Raw genomic sequence first — 15242 nt, forward strand, 5'->3', positions numbered from 1 at the left:
CTCAAGCCAGCTCCGGCGAGCGAGCGCCCTCGCCCTGATCCGCGCGGGCAAACCCCTGACCGTCAAGGTTCTCGGCGACGAAATCCCAGTTGACGATGTTCGACAGCACGGCCGTCGCGAACTTGGGCCGCTCGTTGCGATAGTCGATGTAATAAGCGTGCTCCCACACATCGAGCGTGAAGAGCGGCACCATGCCTTCGTGGATGATCGGCGTGTCGGCGTCGTGCAGCGAGGTGATCCGCAATGAGCCGCGGTCGAGCACGAGCCAGGCCCAGCCGCTGGCGAAATGATTGACTGCTTCTTCCTGGAGCTTCTGAAGCAGGCTCTCGGCGTTGCCGAACCCGTCCTCGATCAACTTGGCGAGCTTGCCTTCGGGCTGCTGTCCTTGCGCCGGCGCAAGGCACTGCCAGAAGAAACTGTGGTTCCACAGCTGCGCGCTGTTGTTGAACAGCTTCGCATTGCCGGCGCGCTTCGCTTCTCGAATGACCTTTGTCAGTGAGGCGCCGCTAAGGCTTGAGTCTCCCTCGATCAGCTCATTGGTCTTGTTGACGTAGGCCCGGTGGTGCTTGCCGTGATGAAATTCCAAGGTTTCGGCCGACATGTGCGGGGCAAGCGCATCCTTGGCGTAGGGCAGGTCTGGCAGCTGGAAGGTCATGTCGGGGCAACTCCTTTAACATTGTGATCGCAAGCCCCCGCCCGCCTTCATCCGAGATGCTTGCGCGCGGCGGATTTTCAACCCAAGAAACGACCACGAAACGATTGTTTGCGACGAAGGGGGAGCAAATGGCCAAATTCTTCGGAAATCTGAACCTGGTGCTGATTGTCGGCCTGGCGGTCGCGGCACTGATCGCGGTGTTCCCGGACTCGGGTTACTCGGTTGCTCCGGGCGCTCACGCCGGCGAACCCAACGGTGCCATCATGTCGATCCTGCAATGGCTTCACGTCTTCTTCGGGGTGATGTGGATCGGCCTTCTTTACTATTTCAACTTCGTCCAGACGCCGGCGATGCCGGGGATCCCCGCCGAGCTGAAGCCCGGGGTCACCAAGCATATCGCTCCACCCGCGCTGTTCTACTTCCGCTGGGGAGCCGCTTTCACGGTCCTGACCGGCCTGCTGCTGGCCTGGTCCTATGGCGAGCTCCGGCAGGCGATGGAGCTGCGCCCTGAGGCCCGGTTGATCGGCATCGGCATGTGGCTGGCGCTGATCATGGCCTTCAACGTGTGGTTCATCATCTGGCCAGCGCAGAAGAAGGTGCTGGGTCTGGTCGCGGCGGACGACGCGGCGAAGGCAAGCGCAGCGAAGGCCGCGCTGATCGCCTCACGCACGAACGTGTTGCTGTCGATCCCGATGCTGCTGGCGATGACCAACGCCCGTTAGGGCGTTGGCATCACGTCAGCGTCCAACCTGGTAGTGGGATAGCCACTCCTTCGGCAAAGCCCATTTCGGCTCCATTTGGCGAGCCTTGGTCAGGTCGCTGTAAGCCGAGCGGAAATCGCCCGCCTGCTCATGGGCGACGCCCCGCGCAAAGTAAGCCAGCGCCTCGCGACGGGCACCGTTGTCGATGCCCTTCTGGACCAGCGGCAACGCTTCCTGACCCTTGCCTTCGCGAATGCGCAAGAAACCCTTGTTGAGCCAGGCATCCGACAGGTTCGCGTTGATCGCCAGGGCCTGGTCGAAATCCGCATCGGCCGAGGTGAGACGGCCAGCCGTCATCTGCACGATCCCGCGGTTTACATAGGTCGCCGCAAGATCGGCATCGAGCAACCCTTCTTCATTGATCGCGCGCGTGCAGCCCTCGATCGCGAACGAACGAACGTCGTGGGACAAAGCAGCTTGGTAGCAATTTTGAGAGAGCGGGCCGCCGAGCGAACGGACAGCGGCATTGGCCGATCCGCTGATCGCCAACGTTGCAACGCCCGCGGCTAAAAACAGGCTCTTCATATGGCCTCCTTCCGTCAAGCGCGTTCGTTGTACGCTTGTTGGGAGGCCGTTTCAGCCCCGTTTCGACGAACGGAAAACCAGCCCTAGGCCGCAGTATCCTGCAGCTTGTGGCGCTTAAGCGCGTGGCGCAGCTGGTCATAGCTGAGGCCGAGCGCCGCCGCGGTCGCACGTTGGTTGAAGCGATTGCGGCGCAGCGCATCTTCCAACAGCGCACATTCGTACGCCGCAACCGCGGATCGGAAATCGTTGGTGGTCGCCGGGGGCGGCGAAGGCGCCGACTCTGCAGGCCGGACATGTTCCCCACCTGCGTCCGCCATCGGCGCGGGCGCTTCACCGGTAGGGGCCCATGGTGAGTGAAACGGATTGAACTGGATATCTTCGACCGGCCGCTCGGGGTCCTCGTGACGATAGACCGCGCGCTCGACCGCGTTGCGCAATTCGCGAACGTTGCCCGGCCACGAATAAGCCTCCAGCTCGGCCAGCGCGCGCGGGCTGAACCCGGGCCAATTCGACCAATCGAGCTCAACTGCCATCCGCCGCCCGAAATGCTCGGCGAGCAGCGGTACGTCGCCCTGCCGCGAGCGCAGCGGCGGCAAGGTGATCACCTCGAACGACAGGCGGTCGAGCAAGTCGGCGCGGAACCTGCCCTTGTCGACCTGCGCGGGGAGATTCTCATTGGTCGCGGCAACGATGCGGACATCGACGGAAATCGGCTTCGAGGCGCCGATCCGCGTGATCTCGCCATATTCGACGGCGCGCAGCAGCCGGTCCTGCGCGGGCATCGACAAGGTGCCGAGCTCGTCGAGGAAAAGGGTGCCCCCGTCAGCCTCCTCGAAACGGCCGTGGCGCGTCTTGGCGGCGCCGGTAAAGCTTCCCGCCTCATGGCCAAACAATTCCGCTTCGATCAAATTCTCCGGCAGCGCCGCGCAATTCATGACGATGAGCGGGCCAGCCCAACGCGACGACAAGTGGTGAAGCCGCTCGGCAATGAGCTCCTTGCCCGTGCCCCGCTCGCCGATCACTAGCACCGGCCGGTTCAGGGGCGCGGCGCGGCTCGCGCGTTCGACCGCGTCGAGGAAGGCCAGGCTCTGGCCGATGAATTGGTCTGCGCGCTCCACGTCCACCCACTCAAAAGTGACCGACTGTTGGTGTTAAATCCCACGATTTGGCAAGGATTTTCGCTCTGATTTCACACGGAAAAATAGGTATTTTGCGGAAACTTGAGCTTTCCTGCAATGTGGCACGACTTTTGTATAGTTAAAAGCAGGTACAGGCCTGATTTTTTGAATACCGGAGTGAATGGATGAGTATCTTTTCCCGAACGCGGGATATTTTCGCGGCGAACATCACCGAGATGCTCGACCGGTCGGAAGACCCGGCGAAGATGATCCGCATGGTGATCCTCGAAATGGAGGAAACGCTGGTCGACGTTCGCGCGTCGGCCGCGCGCTGCATCGCCGACGGCAAGGAAATGCGCCGCGCCCTCTCCCGCCTTGACGAGCTCCAGGCAAGCTGGACCGAGAAGGCCGAACTGGCGCTGTCGAAGGATCGTGAGGACCTCGCCAAGGCGGCGCTGCTTGAACGCCAGAAGGCCGCCGACATGGGCGAAGGCCTGCGCGAGGAAATCAAGGTCATCGAGGACACGCTCAAGGGCTATGAAGGCGACATCGCCAAGCTGCAGGGCAAGCTGCGCGAGGCGCGCGCCCGCCAGAACGCCATCGCCGCGCGCTTCGAAAGCGCTGTAACCCGCGCCCGCGCCCGTGAGCTGCTCAACGGCAACAAGACCGAGGACGCGTTCTCCAAGTTCGAGATCCTCGAGCGGCGTGCCGACTTCGCGGAAGGCCGCGCCGACGCGCTCGGGATGACCGGCCCCAAGAGCCTCGAGGAAGAGATTGCTGAGCTGAAGGCCGCGGAATCGGTCGACAAGGAATTGGAAGCCATGAAGGCCGCGCTGAAGGCCAGGGGGAAGTAAGGAATGGACCACAATATCATACCGCTGATGGCGATCATCACGCTCTTCATCGGCCTGCCGTGGCTGATCTTTCACTACATCACCAAGTGGAAGACCGCGGCGACGCTGACGTCGGGCGACGAAAAATTGCTCGACGAGCTCCACGACGCGGCGCGCCGCCTGGATGACCGGCTGTGCACAATCGAGCGCATCATGACCGCCGAGAACCCCAATTGGCGCCAGCAATGCCTGCCCGACCGCGACCGAGATTCTCGCAATCAGCGCCTGCTCGCGGACGGCAAGTAATGGCCTACGACCGCTATCCGGTGGAGCATCGCTCCAACCAGCCGCAATATCCGCCCGAGCAGACTTATTATTCCGGGCAGCCGGCGAGCCGGACGCGCTTCTATCGCGACAAGCGCCACGGCAAGGTCATGGGCGTCTGCGCGGGAATCGCCGATTACACCGGCTTCGACGTCGCGCTCGTTCGCATCTGCTTCCTCGCGGCCGTCTTCATGAGCGGCGGCTCGGTCCTCCCCTTCTATTTCATTGCTGGCTGGGTCGCTCCGACCAAGCCGCGCGGGCTCGATCGCGAAGATAGCGAGAACCAGCAGTTCTGGCAGGGCGTCCGCGCGTCGCCGGCACGGGCAGCACGCGACATCAGCTCCCGGATGAAGGACATCGATCGCCGGCTTGCCGACATCGAAAGCTACGTGACCACCGAGAACCGGTCGCTCGCGCGCGAAATCGACGCGCTCGGCGCCGACAAAGGAGGGATAGCCTGATGGGACCGGGTGATGTGTTCAGCCTGCTGATCGTCGTCGTCGGCATGGCGTCCCTGATCATGTACCTCGCCAAGCGTTTCTTCGCGCTTCGTGAAAAGCAGCTCGAGGTCGATGCCCGGCTGACGGCGGAGAAGGCCGCGCAATATGCCGCCAGCAACACCGAGCTTGAGCGGCGCGTGCGGGTGCTGGAGCAGATTGTGACCGATGGCGGCGCCCAGACGGCGGCGCAGATCGAGGCGCTTCGCAGACCCATCGGTCAAACCAAGGCCATCAGCCGGGACGAAACGGCGGCTTGAATCACACGTCGATCGCGACGACATCCGCAGCGCTTAGGGGATTAAGAACGTGAACCCGCTTGAATTTGTAATCGCCATCCTGGTCATCGTCTTCACGTTCCGGATCATTTCCCATCGCATGGGGATTCGCACCGGCATGGATCGGCGCTGGGCCAACCAGCAGCTGCAGGCCGGCGACCCGCGCGAGACTGACCGCCTCCGCAGCGACGTTCAGGAGCTCAAGGAGCGGATCAAGGTGCTCGAGCGGATCACCGTCGAGAAAGAGAACAGCCTGGCCAAGGAAATCGAGTCGCTCCGCGACCGATAAAGGATTAGGCGGCACGCCATGGCCGGCCTTCCCCCGCTCCACGAAATCCTGGAGGAATATCAGCTGGTCGATGCCGAGGACCGCTATCGGCTGCTGATCGACCTCGGCCGCCAGCTCGAGCCGATGCCCGAGGCGCTGAAGACCGACGCGACAAAGGTTCGCGGCTGCTCCGCGTCCGTCTGGGTATATCCAACCGCGAAGGATGGCCGGCTCCATTTCCTCGCCGACAGCAACGCCGCGATCACTAAAGGGATCGTCGCGCTGATCCTGTCGGCGGTCCAGGACAAGCCGGCGGCCGAAGTCGCGGAGCTGGACGTCACGCAGTGCCTGGCGCCCTTCGAGCTCGGCAAGCATCTCAGTGCCAACCGGACCCAGGGCGTGCCGAATATGATCGCGCTCGTGAAAGAAACAGCGGAGCGTTACGCCGCCGCGGCCTAACGTGCCCAAAAGCGTGCTGGAAAGCGCGCTTGGCCTATGCCAGCATCAACCCATCGCCAGTGCTTTGCGCGGGGAGAAGCGCGATGGAAAATGATTCGATCCGGTCGAGCGGGACCGACACGCTGATCGACCTCTGGATCAACGGAAAGTTGCGGTCGATTTGCGTCGGCCAGGAAGCGATCGGCGCCTTTGTCGGCTTTGCCGGTGCAACTGGCATGAGCGAGAAGGATCGCTGCGATTTCGTCAGGACCAACCTTCCGCTGATCATTGCGGCCGCCAAGACGAGATTGCGCGACGATCCTGTTGCCGATTCAATCAGTCTCGATGCTGGCCACCTTCCGCGTCCCGACGGCCGCGTCGGCGATCGACGCAAGAGCGACCGGCGTGAGGAAGACCGTCGCAAGAGCGACCGATCGGGGACGGGCACCCAGCCCGACCGCAGGCGAAGCGACCGGCGTACGGGCGAGAGAAGGAAGTCGCCCAAACCTCGCCCCTGAGCGGTTCTTAGGCGGGCTTGCCGTTCTTTCGTTCCTCGGCCTTTTTCAGCACGTCATAGGCCGCCTGGATCTCGCGGAAGCGCTGCTCTGCCTCCTTGTCACCCTGCTTGAGGTCGGGGTGGTGCTCCTTCGCGAGCCGGCGGTAAGCGCCGCGGACGTCCTTGAACTCGACATCGCTTTCGAGCCCGAGGACTGACAGCGCCTTCATCTCGTCGCGGCTGCGGGTGCCGTCGCCGGGACCGCCCCATTTCCACTGCGCCGACTGGCGGAAGCCTGCGTTGCCCTGCTCTTCATCGGCCGCGCGCCGCGCCGCCTCCTCAGGGCTTAAGCCGGCAAAGTAGTTCCAGTTCTTGTTGTACTCGGCCGCGTGCGCTTCACAGAAGTACCAGCGTTCCGGGCTGTTCGGCGCCTTGGGCGCGGGCCGGTCCCCGGCTTCGTTGCAGCCTTCGCGATCGCATAGGCGGACGCGCGCCGCGTTGCGGCCCTTTTCGCCATAGGAACGCCAGCGCGGGAAACCCCAGTCATCCGATCTCTTGAACCGAGCCATTCCGTCCCAACTAGTTAGCGATTGCGGCAGTTTCGAGCCGCGAGAAGAAAAGTGCCAGAGGGCCTATAAGCCGGGTTCTGTCCATCGCGCCTTTTCGGGCGTGACTGTGCGGCCATTCCTCTAGGAGACGGGTCGCCCCGCCTCTCAAGCAACCAACCCGGACGCCGAGCCGGAACCAGGCTCATATGGCATCCCTATTCGGTCTTGCACCCGGTGGGGTTTACCGTGCCGGCGCTGTTGCCAGCTCCGCGGTGCGCTCTTGCCGCACCCTTTCGACCTTACCGGCCCGAAGGCAGGCGGAATTCTTTCTGTGGCACTATCCCTGAGCCCTCGTCGCCGAAGCTAGACAGCCCGCCGGGCGTTACCCGGCACCGTGGTTCCATGGAGCCCGGACTTTCCTCGGCGAAGCAAGCTCCGACGCGGCCGCCCGGCCCTCTGGCGGTGCGCGATATAGGGGAAGTTGCCGGCTGTTGCCAGCCGGGCGCCTAATGTCAGCTTTGGTTGAAAGCTGACATTTCCGCCTAGGTAGCTATGACTGGCGCATGATGAAACGCGGGGGCTAATGATGCGTCAGGGGCTTCTTTTGATAGTCGCGCTTTTGACCCCGGATTTAGCGGCCGCCAGCCGCCCAGATTCACACCGATCGGCTGAAGTCGACGCGGCAGTGCGCGAGCAGATGAAAGAGCAGCGGATTCCAGGAGTCGCCCTTGCGGTTGTGCTCAACGGGAAGATCATCAAAGACAAAGGCTACGGGCTAGCGAACGTCGAACTCGGCACGCCGGTCTCTCCAGAAACCATTTTCGAAGCCGGCTCGATAACGAAGCAGTTCGTCGCCACGGCCACCATGTTGCTGGTTGAAGAGGGTAAGCTCGGACTCGACGACAGCATCACGAAATACTTCCCGGAAGCGCCTGCCATGAAGGCGGTCACGATACGCCACCTCCTGAGCCACACTTCAGGCATTCCCGATGTTTCGGACGGCACGGCCGAGACCAGCGGGGCCGTTGGCGTGATCGACTTCCACCGCGAATATACGGAGCAAGAACTCGCGAGCGCCTATTTGGCGCAGAAGCTCCAGTTTCAGCCCGGTACCAAGTGGAGTTACTGCAACGCATGCTATGATTTGCTCGGGATTCTGATTCATCGCGTGACGGGCAAACCCTATGGGGATTTCTTTCGCGAGCGCATTTTCCAACCGCTGGGCATGACGACAGCAAGGCCTTTCAGTTCTGCAAACATTATTCCAAACCGCTCGAGCGGCTACACCGAAGTCGACGGCGAGCTGAAGAACGAGCCAAATTGGTGGTCACAGTCGATCAAAGCGGGCGCAGCTGGTGGCCTGTGGATGAGTGTACTCGATTTGGCCAAGTGGGACGCGGCACTCTACCCGGACCGGATCCTCAAGCGGCAAAGCCTCGAAACACTGTGGACGCCTGTACCGTTGGATGATGGCTCTGCTTACCCGGGAGGCATGGGTTGGTTCGTCGCGAAAGCAAACGGCCAACGAGTGGTCTTCCACACTGACGGAGGTCCCGGGTTCAGCGGCGTCATCTCTCGATATTTGGGTGACGGACTGACGATCATTGTCCTGACCAATCTGGGCGCACACCACACCGATGTGATGAAGATCAGCGGCAAAATCGCCGAAATTTACCTTCCCGGCACCAAGGGAAAGAATCCGATCAAGGATTGGTAGAATTGCGGAATGTCCGGAATGGGTGGAAAGCTGCCATTAGCAACCCAAAGGTCACTGCGGCCTTGGCAGCAACAGAGCGAGCAACTTGGCGCGGCATTCGCCGTCGATGATCCCGTCGATCAGGTCGGGGCGAAAGCGCCGCTGGAACGCGATGACGGCCTTCTGTTCGTCGGTCACGTCATAGCCGAACCGCTCTAACGCCAGCAGGAAGCCGGCGTCGGTCCAGAACGGGTCGATGAGGTCGCGGCTCGGGCTTGGAAGGGCGAGCCGCCGTTTGGCCAGTTCCCACCATGGAAACAATTCACCCGGGTCGTCCTTGCGCGCGGGCGCGACGTCGGAATGGCCGACCACGTTGCCGCGACCGATGCCGTGCCGCTCTTTGATGTCGGCGACCAGTGGAATGAGCGCCGCGATCTGCTCGTCAGGGAACGGCCGATAGCCGAACTCATGCCCCGGATTGACGATTTCGATCCCGACGCTGGCCGAATTAACGTCGGCCACGCCCCGCCAGCGCGATTTGCCGGCGTGCCAGGCGCGCTTCGACTCGTCGACCATGCGATAGACGGTGCCGTCCTCGTCGACGCAATAATGGGCGGAGACCTTGGCTTCGGGCGAAGTCAGGCGGCACAACGCCCCCTCGCAATCGGGCATTCCGGTATAGTGGAGGACGATCATCGAGACGGGCAGCAAGCGCTCGTCGAAGTTTGGCGATGGCCGTTCGATGAAATCCATCTCCATGCGCCGGTATTGGCGCATGAAGCAGGTGTTGGGGTCAAGCCCCGCCGGCTGCCGCGCGTCGATCTCCGTGACGCTTTTCGATGCGGCTGGCATCGTTCGTCAGCCGATACATGCCGCGGGCGTTGATATCAGCGCCCAGCCGGCTCGTCTGGCCGATCACCGTCTCGCCAGCCCCGAGCATGAGCCAGCCATCTTCGGCCATGGCGCCCGAGAGCCGCTCGAAGGCCAGCGTCTTCTTGTCGGCGCTGAGATAGAGCAGCACGTTGCGGCAGAGCACGATGTCAAAACCACCGGGATGCGGGGCCGGCTCGAGCAGGTTGTGAACCTGGAAGCGAACCGGTTTGCGCATCGCTTCCACGGCGCGCCATCCTTCCGGCGTCTCTTCGAACCATTTGATCATCTGGTTGATGCCAAGGCCGCGCTGAACCTCGAACTGGCTGTAGGCGCCAAGCCGGGCCCGCTCGATGCACGCGGTCGAAACGTCGGTGCCGAGGATGTCGATCGTCCAGCCGCGCCACTGGTCAGGGTCCTCCGCGAACATCATCGCCAGCGAATAGACTTCCTGCCCGGTCGAGCAGCCGGCGGACCAGATGCGGATGCGCTTGCTCTTGGCGCGCCGGGTGGCGAGCTCCGGCAGCGCGTAACGTTGAAGCAGGTCGAACGGCGAGCGGTCGCGGAAGAAGTAAGTTTCGTTGTTGAGCAAGCCTTCGACCACCATTTGCGACAAGCTCGGCTCCTTTCCCATCACCAGGATTGTAATCAGCTCGTCCAGCGTGGCGATTCCGCGTTCGCGCATCAGCGCCGACAGCGCCGTTTCGATGCGCCAGCGGCGGCTCAAGGTGAGCTGCTGGCCGGTTCGCGCTTCCAGGAGCCCGGCAAGGATCCGGCTCGAGCTATCGCTTATTTGCAAGGCGCGGGCTCCTCGGTGCGTGAAGCGACCCGGCGAGCGATATTCTGCGGGGTCAGCACCGCGCTGACGAGGCCGGCTTCAAGCACCGCGCGGGGCATGCCCCACACAGCACAGCTGGCCTCGTCCTGAGCGAGCACCGAACCGCCGCGGGCAACCAGTTGGGCGGCCCCTTCGACCCCGTCCCGGCCCATGCCGGTGAGAACTACGCCAAGCGCTCCGGCACCATAGATCGAGGCGACCGACGCAAGCATCGGATCGACCGAGGGCATGCAGCCGCTGCGGCTGCGTCCGCCGGTAAGGCGCACTATGGCGCCGTTCCGTGCCGGCTCGAGCGTCAAATGGGCATCGCCGGGGGCAAGGATGATGCGATCGGGCCGCAACTCCATGCCGTCTTCGGCAACCAGGCATTCGCGATGCGCGATGGCGCCAAGCTGCCGCGCGAAAACGCTGATGAAGGGGATCGGCAAGTGCTGCGTGACGAGGATCGGCACACCAATTCGCCTGGGCAGCGTCTGGAACAGCAGGCCGAGCGCGTGGATGCCACCCGTCGAAGCGCCGATCGCAAGCACGTCGATCGGATCGGTCGGCGCCGGGCGCAAGGTCGGCCGGCCGCCGGCCGGCTGCTCGACCACGCCGGGGTTGCTGGCAAAGCCGAGGGCCTTCAGCTTGCCCAGCAAGACTTCGGAGAATTTGCCGTTGAAGCGGCCGGTGCCTGGCTTGGGCAATGTGTCCGCAGCGCCCAGCGCAAGCGCCGCGACCGTGGCTTCCGCGCCTTCTTCCGCAAGCGAGGAAACGATCATGACCTTGGCGCCGCCGGCCGCAGCGATAATCCGCGGAATGAGCTTAAGCCCGCCCGCACCCGGCATTTCCAGGTCGAGCAGGACGATATCGACGCGGCATTCACCGAGCGCTTCGACCGCCGCTTCGGCGGTCCCGGCGACGGCTGCAATCTCAAACGCCGGGTCGCTTTCGATCATGCGCGACAAGACTGCCCGGGCAACCGTCGAATCGTCGACGATCATCAGGCGGATCCGGCGTCGGGACCCGCGCGAATTGCTATGGGGATCCGGAAAGCGGTCCCGCGATCTGGCGAGCGCCCGCTCCACGGCAGCGAACCTTACGCGACGCCGACGAGCTGAAGCTTGATGTGAAGCGTCTCGCGGTCGAACGGCTTCATCACATATTCGTCAGCGCCGGCATCCAGCGCGGCACGAATGTGCGCCATGTCGTTCTCGGTGGTGCAGAACACGACCTTGGGCTGGTCCGAATGGCCGCGCTGGCGAAGCAGGCGCAGGAACTCCATGCCGCTCATCACGGGCATGTTCCAGTCGAGCAGGACGACGTCCGGCATCTTCGATTCGCAGCGCGACAGCGCTTCCTGGCCGTCACCGGCTTCCTCGACCTCGAACTCGAGCGTCTCGAGGATGTGCCGCGCAACCTTGCGGATCACCTTGGAGTCATCGACGATCAAACAGCTCTTCATTCTCGGCATCCCGCTAATTCGAGGTTGTTCTTAAACGCGAAGGGTAACCAAGGGCTTAAGCTGCTGCCTTGGTTTCGCTGCCGGCGATCAGCGCGGCGACGTCGACCAGCAGCAAAGGCCCGGCCTCGGTCTCGACCATCCCGACCGACACCCGCTCCCAGCCAGGGCCCATTGCAGCGCGCACCGGGACCGGCTCGGACAGGCTTTCGACCACATCTTCGACCAGGTCGACAATCAGCGCGTAATGGTGGCCGTCCAGCTCGACGACCGCCGCTTCGCGAATGCCGTCGGAGCAATCGGTGTCGCCAAGCTCGAGCGAGCGCATGCAGTCGATCACCGTCAGCACGCGGCTGCGCAGCGCCGACAGGCCCGCGACATGGCCGGCCGCACGCGGGACCGGGATCAACGTGTCCAGTTCCACAACCGATTCGACGGCAGCGGATGGAAGCGCAACGCGCTCCCCGGCGATCGTCACGACCAGCAGAAGCTCGTTCACTTGCCCTTCCCTCCCCCGGCCGACTTCAGGGCCATCAGAAGCCCCGCACGGTCGTACCGGTAGATACTGTCGTCCTTCTTGTTCTTCGGCTCCGGCTCGGTGCGGAGGTAAATGGCGTTGGCAGCGTCGGTCTCTTCGCCCTGCGCCGCGATAACCAGGTCGGCGTCGCCCTCTTCTTCCTCACCGATCACGCGATAGCCCGCGGCTTCGACGATCGGACGCAGCATGTTCTGCATCCACGGATCATCCGAAGGCAGGCGGCAGACCAGTTGCTCGGTCACGCGCGCCGCGGCGCCGACGTGATTGGCGAACAGCCAGTGCGCATCGACCAGCTCGGCCGGCTCACCGTTGATCAGCGAGACACCGCTGACCTCGCCCGGCCGCTCGGCGTGGATGACTTCATTGTCGATCGTCGCGAAGTCGACGACTTCGGCGAAGGCATAGCCCATCTCGTGCTGCCCGTCGTTCAAGCGGAACAGGCGGATATTGCCGTCGCCCAGCGCTTCGGAAGACGCGCCTGCCAGCGGCAGGATCGCCTCACCCACCTGCACGCGAAGCTGGCCGGCGGCGGACTTGACCGCGCTGACCGGCACTTCCTCGATGCGGTCGACGACCGCGAGGCGAAGCGCGCGGCGGCCGCCATCGAGGCCGCGGAACAACAGGACAGCGGTGGCCTTCGACACGACTTCGGTCTGGCCTTGCGCGATCCGCGCGGAACGCTCCTGCGCTTCGAGCTTGACGCCGCCGACCTGGGCCAGCCCGGCCGGGTCGAACAGCAGGATCGGACTGCCGTCGTCCGCGAGCGTGGTGCCGGCATAGAGACCGGTCGCCATCACCGCCGGCGCGGCAGGCTTCACCACCAGTTCTTCGTGATCGTGAATGCGATCGACCGAGAGCGCGTAAACGTCGCCGCCCGACGGCCGTAGCACGATCAGGGTTTGCTCCTGCGCATCGACCTGGCTTTCGAGGCCAAGAATCCCGGCAAGCGAGACCTCAGGGACGCGGCGCCCGCGGATGGTGGCAACGCCGGCGCCGCCGAGGTGCTCGAGCGTGACGCTTTCGCCATTGGCGCGCACGATCTCCTCGATCGCCGAGCGCGGGATCGCAAAATGCTGCCCCGAAATCGACACGGTCAGCGCTGGAATGATGGTCAGGGTAAGCGGCACGCGCAGGGTCATGCGAGTGCCTTCGCCAAGCTTGCTGTCGACCTCGACGATGCCGCCTATCCGCTCGATGTTCGAGCGCACGACGTCCATGCCGACGCCGCGGCCGGAGATCGACGTGACTTCCTTCGCGGTCGACAGGCCGGCCTCGAAGATCAGGGCGAGCTGCTCGCGGGGTGAAAGCTGCGCAGCGTCGCCTTTTTCGACGATTCCGGCGCTGATCGCTTTTTCGACCAGCCTCTTGCCGTCGATGCCGCGCCCGTCGTCGTGAATGTCGATCAGGATTTGGTTGCCGGACTGGCGCGCGGATACCGACAGGATGCCGATCTCGCGCTTGCCGCCCTTCAGGCGGTCCGCAGGGCTTTCGATGCCGTGATCGACCGAGTTGCGGATGATGTGGGTCAGCGGATCGCGGATCATCTCGATCATTTCGCGATCGAGCTCGACGTCGCCGCCCTCGATATCGACCAAGACCTGCTTACCGAGCTCGGCTGAGAGGTCGCGCACCATGCGCGGCAGGCCGACGAACAAATTCTCGATCCGCTGCATGCGCGTGCGGGTGATAGCATCGCGCATTTCGGCGATGATCGAAGACAAGCGCTCGAACGCGCCATCGACCGGCACGTCGCTGGCGGATTCGCGCAGGCGGCGGGCAAGCTCGTTCCTCGCCAGCACCATGTCGGAAACGGTGCTCATCACGCGGTCGAGGAGTTCCACGGAAAGGCGGATCGTGCGCGGCGCGGCTGAGGCCTTCCCGCCACCTTCGGCAACAGTGGTCACGACCGGCGCAGCAGCGCCTTCAGCGCCGGGTGCGAGTGCTTCGATCAGTGCGCTGTCGTCGCCCGCGGGCATGTCTTCGCCAGCTTCGATCGCAGCGACCATCTCACCGATGCGGTCGATGATCGCGAGCACGGCGCTGACCAACGCGCCGTCAGGCACGCGGCGGCCGGCCCGAACGTCTGCCAGCGCATCTTCGGCGGCATGGCTCAGCGCCTCGAGGCGCGGAAATTCGAAGAAGCCGCAATTGCCCTTCACCGTGTGGACAAAGCGGAAAATGCTGTCGAGCCGTGCGCGGTCGTCGGGCTCGGCTTCCCAGGCGACGATTTCCCCGCCCAGGGCTTCGAGCATTTCGCGGCATTCGGCTACGAAATCTGCAATCAGATCGTCCATCGGCTCGTGAGGCCCCTCAGCGCTGCGTTCGGGAGGCCTTATGCCGCTGAGGTGTTAACGCCGCGTTATCCCTGTGAGGCCGCGCTTAGGCCTGCGCGGGAAGGGTAACCCCGATCATCAGCACTTCGCTCGACGGGTCCGAAAGCTGGATCGAGCCGCCGGCTTCGGCGGCAAGGCTGTGGGCGAGCCAAGCGCCCGCTGCGCGGGGCTCGACCGTCCCGCCGCTGGCGCCGTTCGCCAGTGTTTCGCGCAGCACCGGGTCAAGCAGGATGCGCGGACCTTCGCCGCGCACCGCGATTTCAATCTGGCCGTCGCGGGTTTCGGCGCCGACATCGAGGCGCCCGCCCCTAACCAAGGCGTCACCCGCAAGCAGTGCGAGGTTCAGCAGCAGCTTGATCGCACCCTTGGGCAGCTTGCCGTCGCTGACTGCCCAGCCGAGCTCGATTCGCCGCTCGGCTCCGAACACCCCCTCAAGCGCCAGCTCCGCTTCCTTCGTGTCCACGCTTTCGCCAAATCCGCCGGCCGCTCCGAAGGCGAGGCGGAAGAATTTGAGCTTGTTGGCCGATGCGCGCGCGCTGTCAGCGAGCAGCTCCAGGCATTTATCGCGCATGTCGGGGTCTTGCTCGTCCGCGAGCAGCTCAATGCCGTTGTTGAGCGCGCCGACAGGCGACATCAGGTCGTGGCAAAGCCGCGAGCAAAGCAAACTGGCGAGATCGACTGCGTTCATCGCGGGCCACTCATGGGACGGAGTTTAACCTTGCGCAAGTTGCGCCCTTCGGCTGTGTTACGAGTGAACGCTCTCATCCGAGCTGAAGGAAGATGCC

At 63.8% G+C, this 15242-nt stretch carries 20 protein-coding genes and 1 other RNA gene; 9 read left to right on the forward strand and 12 right to left on the reverse strand.

Features of this window, described 5'->3' with window-relative positions; translation table 11 throughout:
- Nucleotide 1: 1 nt before the first annotated feature.
- Nucleotides 2-655: a superoxide dismutase gene (locus AC4K8G_RS03135; RefSeq protein ID WP_491732720.1), complete on the reverse strand. Its 654-nt coding sequence runs from the start codon at nucleotides 653-655 to the stop codon at nucleotides 2-4.
- A 128-nt stretch (nucleotides 656-783) separates the two neighbouring features.
- Here AC4K8G_RS03135 and AC4K8G_RS03140 point away from each other — a divergent pair, with 128 nt between their 5' ends.
- The gene (locus tag AC4K8G_RS03140) at nucleotides 784-1377 is read left to right on the forward strand and encodes a urate hydroxylase PuuD (RefSeq protein WP_491732721.1); all 594 of its coding nucleotides are present in this window, start codon (nucleotides 784-786) and stop codon (nucleotides 1375-1377) included.
- Between the two features lie 15 nt (nucleotides 1378-1392).
- Here AC4K8G_RS03140 and AC4K8G_RS03145 read toward each other — a convergent pair whose 3' ends face one another.
- Nucleotides 1393-1941, reverse strand: coding sequence for a tetratricopeptide repeat protein (locus AC4K8G_RS03145; protein ID WP_491732722.1), 549 nt, complete (start codon nucleotides 1939-1941; stop codon nucleotides 1393-1395).
- A gap of 83 nt (nucleotides 1942-2024) precedes the next feature.
- Entirely contained in the window at nucleotides 2025-3059 is a 1035-nt protein-coding gene (pspF, locus tag AC4K8G_RS03150) for a phage shock protein operon transcriptional activator (RefSeq protein WP_491732723.1), read from the reverse strand.
- A 185-nt stretch (nucleotides 3060-3244) separates the two neighbouring features.
- Between pspF and pspA the strand changes: the two genes are divergently transcribed.
- The 7 genes from pspA to AC4K8G_RS03185 all read left to right on the forward strand — a co-directional run bounded on the left by pspA (nucleotide 3245) and on the right by AC4K8G_RS03185 (nucleotide 6215).
- Complete coding sequence (pspA, locus tag AC4K8G_RS03155) at nucleotides 3245-3913, forward strand: phage shock protein PspA (protein WP_491732724.1); 669 nt, start codon at nucleotides 3245-3247, stop codon at nucleotides 3911-3913.
- 3 nt (nucleotides 3914-3916) lie between these two features.
- Complete coding sequence (gene pspB, locus AC4K8G_RS03160) at nucleotides 3917-4198, forward strand: envelope stress response membrane protein PspB (RefSeq protein ID WP_491732725.1); 282 nt, start codon at nucleotides 3917-3919, stop codon at nucleotides 4196-4198.
- Nucleotides 4198-4677: an envelope stress response membrane protein PspC gene (gene pspC, locus AC4K8G_RS03165; RefSeq protein ID WP_491732726.1), complete on the forward strand. Its 480-nt coding sequence runs from the start codon at nucleotides 4198-4200 to the stop codon at nucleotides 4675-4677. The genes pspB and pspC overlap by 1 nt, the downstream gene beginning before the upstream one ends.
- A 59-nt stretch (nucleotides 4678-4736) precedes the next feature.
- Nucleotides 4737-4973 (forward strand): hypothetical protein, encoded by a 237-nt coding sequence (locus AC4K8G_RS03170; protein ID WP_491734399.1) that lies wholly within the window; start codon nucleotides 4737-4739, stop codon nucleotides 4971-4973.
- Nucleotides 4974-5022: 49 nt separating this feature from the next.
- Nucleotides 5023-5280: a hypothetical protein gene (locus AC4K8G_RS03175; protein ID WP_491732727.1), complete on the forward strand. Its 258-nt coding sequence runs from the start codon at nucleotides 5023-5025 to the stop codon at nucleotides 5278-5280.
- A gap of 18 nt (nucleotides 5281-5298) precedes the next feature.
- Complete coding sequence (locus AC4K8G_RS03180; RefSeq protein ID WP_491732728.1) at nucleotides 5299-5718, forward strand: SufE family protein; 420 nt, start codon at nucleotides 5299-5301, stop codon at nucleotides 5716-5718.
- 83 nt (nucleotides 5719-5801) lie between these two features.
- Nucleotides 5802-6215, forward strand: coding sequence for a hypothetical protein (locus tag AC4K8G_RS03185; protein WP_491732729.1), 414 nt, complete (start codon nucleotides 5802-5804; stop codon nucleotides 6213-6215).
- A 7-nt stretch (nucleotides 6216-6222) separates the two neighbouring features.
- On the opposite strand, the gene AC4K8G_RS03190 is transcribed toward AC4K8G_RS03185, so the two are convergent.
- Nucleotides 6223-6762: a J domain-containing protein gene (locus AC4K8G_RS03190; RefSeq protein ID WP_491732730.1), complete on the reverse strand. Its 540-nt coding sequence runs from the start codon at nucleotides 6760-6762 to the stop codon at nucleotides 6223-6225.
- Nucleotides 6763-6812: 50 nt separating this feature from the next.
- Nucleotides 6813-7201, reverse strand: an RNA gene (gene rnpB / locus AC4K8G_RS03195) — RNase P RNA component class A.
- A 123-nt stretch (nucleotides 7202-7324) separates the two neighbouring features.
- Between rnpB and AC4K8G_RS03200 the strand changes: the two genes are divergently transcribed.
- Nucleotides 7325-8458 (forward strand): serine hydrolase domain-containing protein, encoded by a 1134-nt coding sequence (locus AC4K8G_RS03200; RefSeq protein ID WP_491732731.1) that lies wholly within the window; start codon nucleotides 7325-7327, stop codon nucleotides 8456-8458.
- Between the two features lie 51 nt (nucleotides 8459-8509).
- On the opposite strand, the gene AC4K8G_RS03205 is transcribed toward AC4K8G_RS03200, so the two are convergent.
- The 7 genes from AC4K8G_RS03205 to AC4K8G_RS03235 form a co-directional block, all read right to left on the reverse strand.
- Nucleotides 8510-9190 carry an N-acetylmuramoyl-L-alanine amidase gene (locus AC4K8G_RS03205; RefSeq protein WP_491734400.1) on the reverse strand — a complete coding sequence of 227 codons (681 nt, stop codon included), beginning with the start codon at nucleotides 9188-9190 and terminating at the stop codon, nucleotides 8510-8512.
- 40 nt (nucleotides 9191-9230) lie between these two features.
- Nucleotides 9231-10106 carry a CheR family methyltransferase gene (locus tag AC4K8G_RS03210; RefSeq protein ID WP_491732732.1) on the reverse strand — a complete coding sequence of 292 codons (876 nt, stop codon included), beginning with the start codon at nucleotides 10104-10106 and terminating at the stop codon, nucleotides 9231-9233.
- The gene (cheB, locus tag AC4K8G_RS03215; protein WP_491732733.1) at nucleotides 10097-11128 is read right to left on the reverse strand and encodes a chemotaxis-specific protein-glutamate methyltransferase CheB; all 1032 of its coding nucleotides are present in this window, start codon (nucleotides 11126-11128) and stop codon (nucleotides 10097-10099) included. Before cheB ends, AC4K8G_RS03210 begins: the two co-directional genes overlap by 10 nt.
- 95 nt (nucleotides 11129-11223) lie before the next feature.
- Nucleotides 11224-11589, reverse strand: a complete 366-nt coding sequence (locus tag AC4K8G_RS03220) for a response regulator (protein ID WP_491732734.1) — start codon at nucleotides 11587-11589, stop codon at nucleotides 11224-11226.
- A gap of 55 nt (nucleotides 11590-11644) precedes the next feature.
- Nucleotides 11645-12085 carry a chemotaxis protein CheW gene (locus AC4K8G_RS03225; protein ID WP_491732735.1) on the reverse strand — a complete coding sequence of 147 codons (441 nt, stop codon included), beginning with the start codon at nucleotides 12083-12085 and terminating at the stop codon, nucleotides 11645-11647.
- Nucleotides 12082-14418, reverse strand: coding sequence for a chemotaxis protein CheA (locus AC4K8G_RS03230; protein ID WP_491732736.1), 2337 nt, complete (start codon nucleotides 14416-14418; stop codon nucleotides 12082-12084). The genes AC4K8G_RS03225 and AC4K8G_RS03230 overlap by 4 nt, the downstream gene beginning before the upstream one ends.
- Before the next feature lie 85 nt (nucleotides 14419-14503).
- Nucleotides 14504-15145, reverse strand: coding sequence for a histidine phosphotransferase family protein (locus AC4K8G_RS03235; protein WP_491732737.1), 642 nt, complete (start codon nucleotides 15143-15145; stop codon nucleotides 14504-14506).
- Between the last annotated feature and the right edge of the window lie 97 nt (nucleotides 15146-15242).

The organism is Sphingomonas sp. SP3 (assembly GCF_058514305.1).

Excerpts from the sequence above, each read along its gene's own strand:
- pspC (WP_491732726.1), top strand. The coding sequence starts at position 4,198 with ATGGCCTACGACCGCTATCCGGTGGAGCATCGCTCCAACCAGCCGCAA.
- AC4K8G_RS03145 (WP_491732722.1), bottom strand. The coding sequence starts at position 1,941 with ATGAAGAGCCTGTTTTTAGCCGCGGGCGTTGCAACGTTGGCGATCAGC.
- pspB (WP_491732725.1), top strand. The coding sequence starts at position 3,917 with ATGGACCACAATATCATACCGCTGATGGCGATCATCACGCTCTTCATC.
- cheB (WP_491732733.1), bottom strand. The coding sequence starts at position 11,128 with ATGATCGTCGACGATTCGACGGTTGCCCGGGCAGTCTTGTCGCGCATG.
- AC4K8G_RS03170 (WP_491734399.1), top strand. The coding sequence starts at position 4,737 with ATGTACCTCGCCAAGCGTTTCTTCGCGCTTCGTGAAAAGCAGCTCGAG.
- pspA (WP_491732724.1), top strand. The coding sequence starts at position 3,245 with ATGAGTATCTTTTCCCGAACGCGGGATATTTTCGCGGCGAACATCACC.
- AC4K8G_RS03220 (WP_491732734.1), bottom strand. The coding sequence starts at position 11,589 with ATGAAGAGCTGTTTGATCGTCGATGACTCCAAGGTGATCCGCAAGGTT.
- AC4K8G_RS03135 (WP_491732720.1), bottom strand. The coding sequence starts at position 655 with ATGACCTTCCAGCTGCCAGACCTGCCCTACGCCAAGGATGCGCTTGCC.
- AC4K8G_RS03205 (WP_491734400.1), bottom strand. The coding sequence starts at position 9,190 with ATGGATTTCATCGAACGGCCATCGCCAAACTTCGACGAGCGCTTGCTG.
- AC4K8G_RS03190 (WP_491732730.1), bottom strand. The coding sequence starts at position 6,762 with ATGGCTCGGTTCAAGAGATCGGATGACTGGGGTTTCCCGCGCTGGCGT.
- AC4K8G_RS03140 (WP_491732721.1), top strand. The coding sequence starts at position 784 with ATGGCCAAATTCTTCGGAAATCTGAACCTGGTGCTGATTGTCGGCCTG.
- AC4K8G_RS03230 (WP_491732736.1), bottom strand. The coding sequence starts at position 14,418 with ATGGACGATCTGATTGCAGATTTCGTAGCCGAATGCCGCGAAATGCTC.
- AC4K8G_RS03185 (WP_491732729.1), top strand. The coding sequence starts at position 5,802 with ATGGAAAATGATTCGATCCGGTCGAGCGGGACCGACACGCTGATCGAC.
- AC4K8G_RS03235 (WP_491732737.1), bottom strand. The coding sequence starts at position 15,145 with ATGAACGCAGTCGATCTCGCCAGTTTGCTTTGCTCGCGGCTTTGCCAC.
- AC4K8G_RS03200 (WP_491732731.1), top strand. The coding sequence starts at position 7,325 with ATGATGCGTCAGGGGCTTCTTTTGATAGTCGCGCTTTTGACCCCGGAT.
- AC4K8G_RS03180 (WP_491732728.1), top strand. The coding sequence starts at position 5,299 with ATGGCCGGCCTTCCCCCGCTCCACGAAATCCTGGAGGAATATCAGCTG.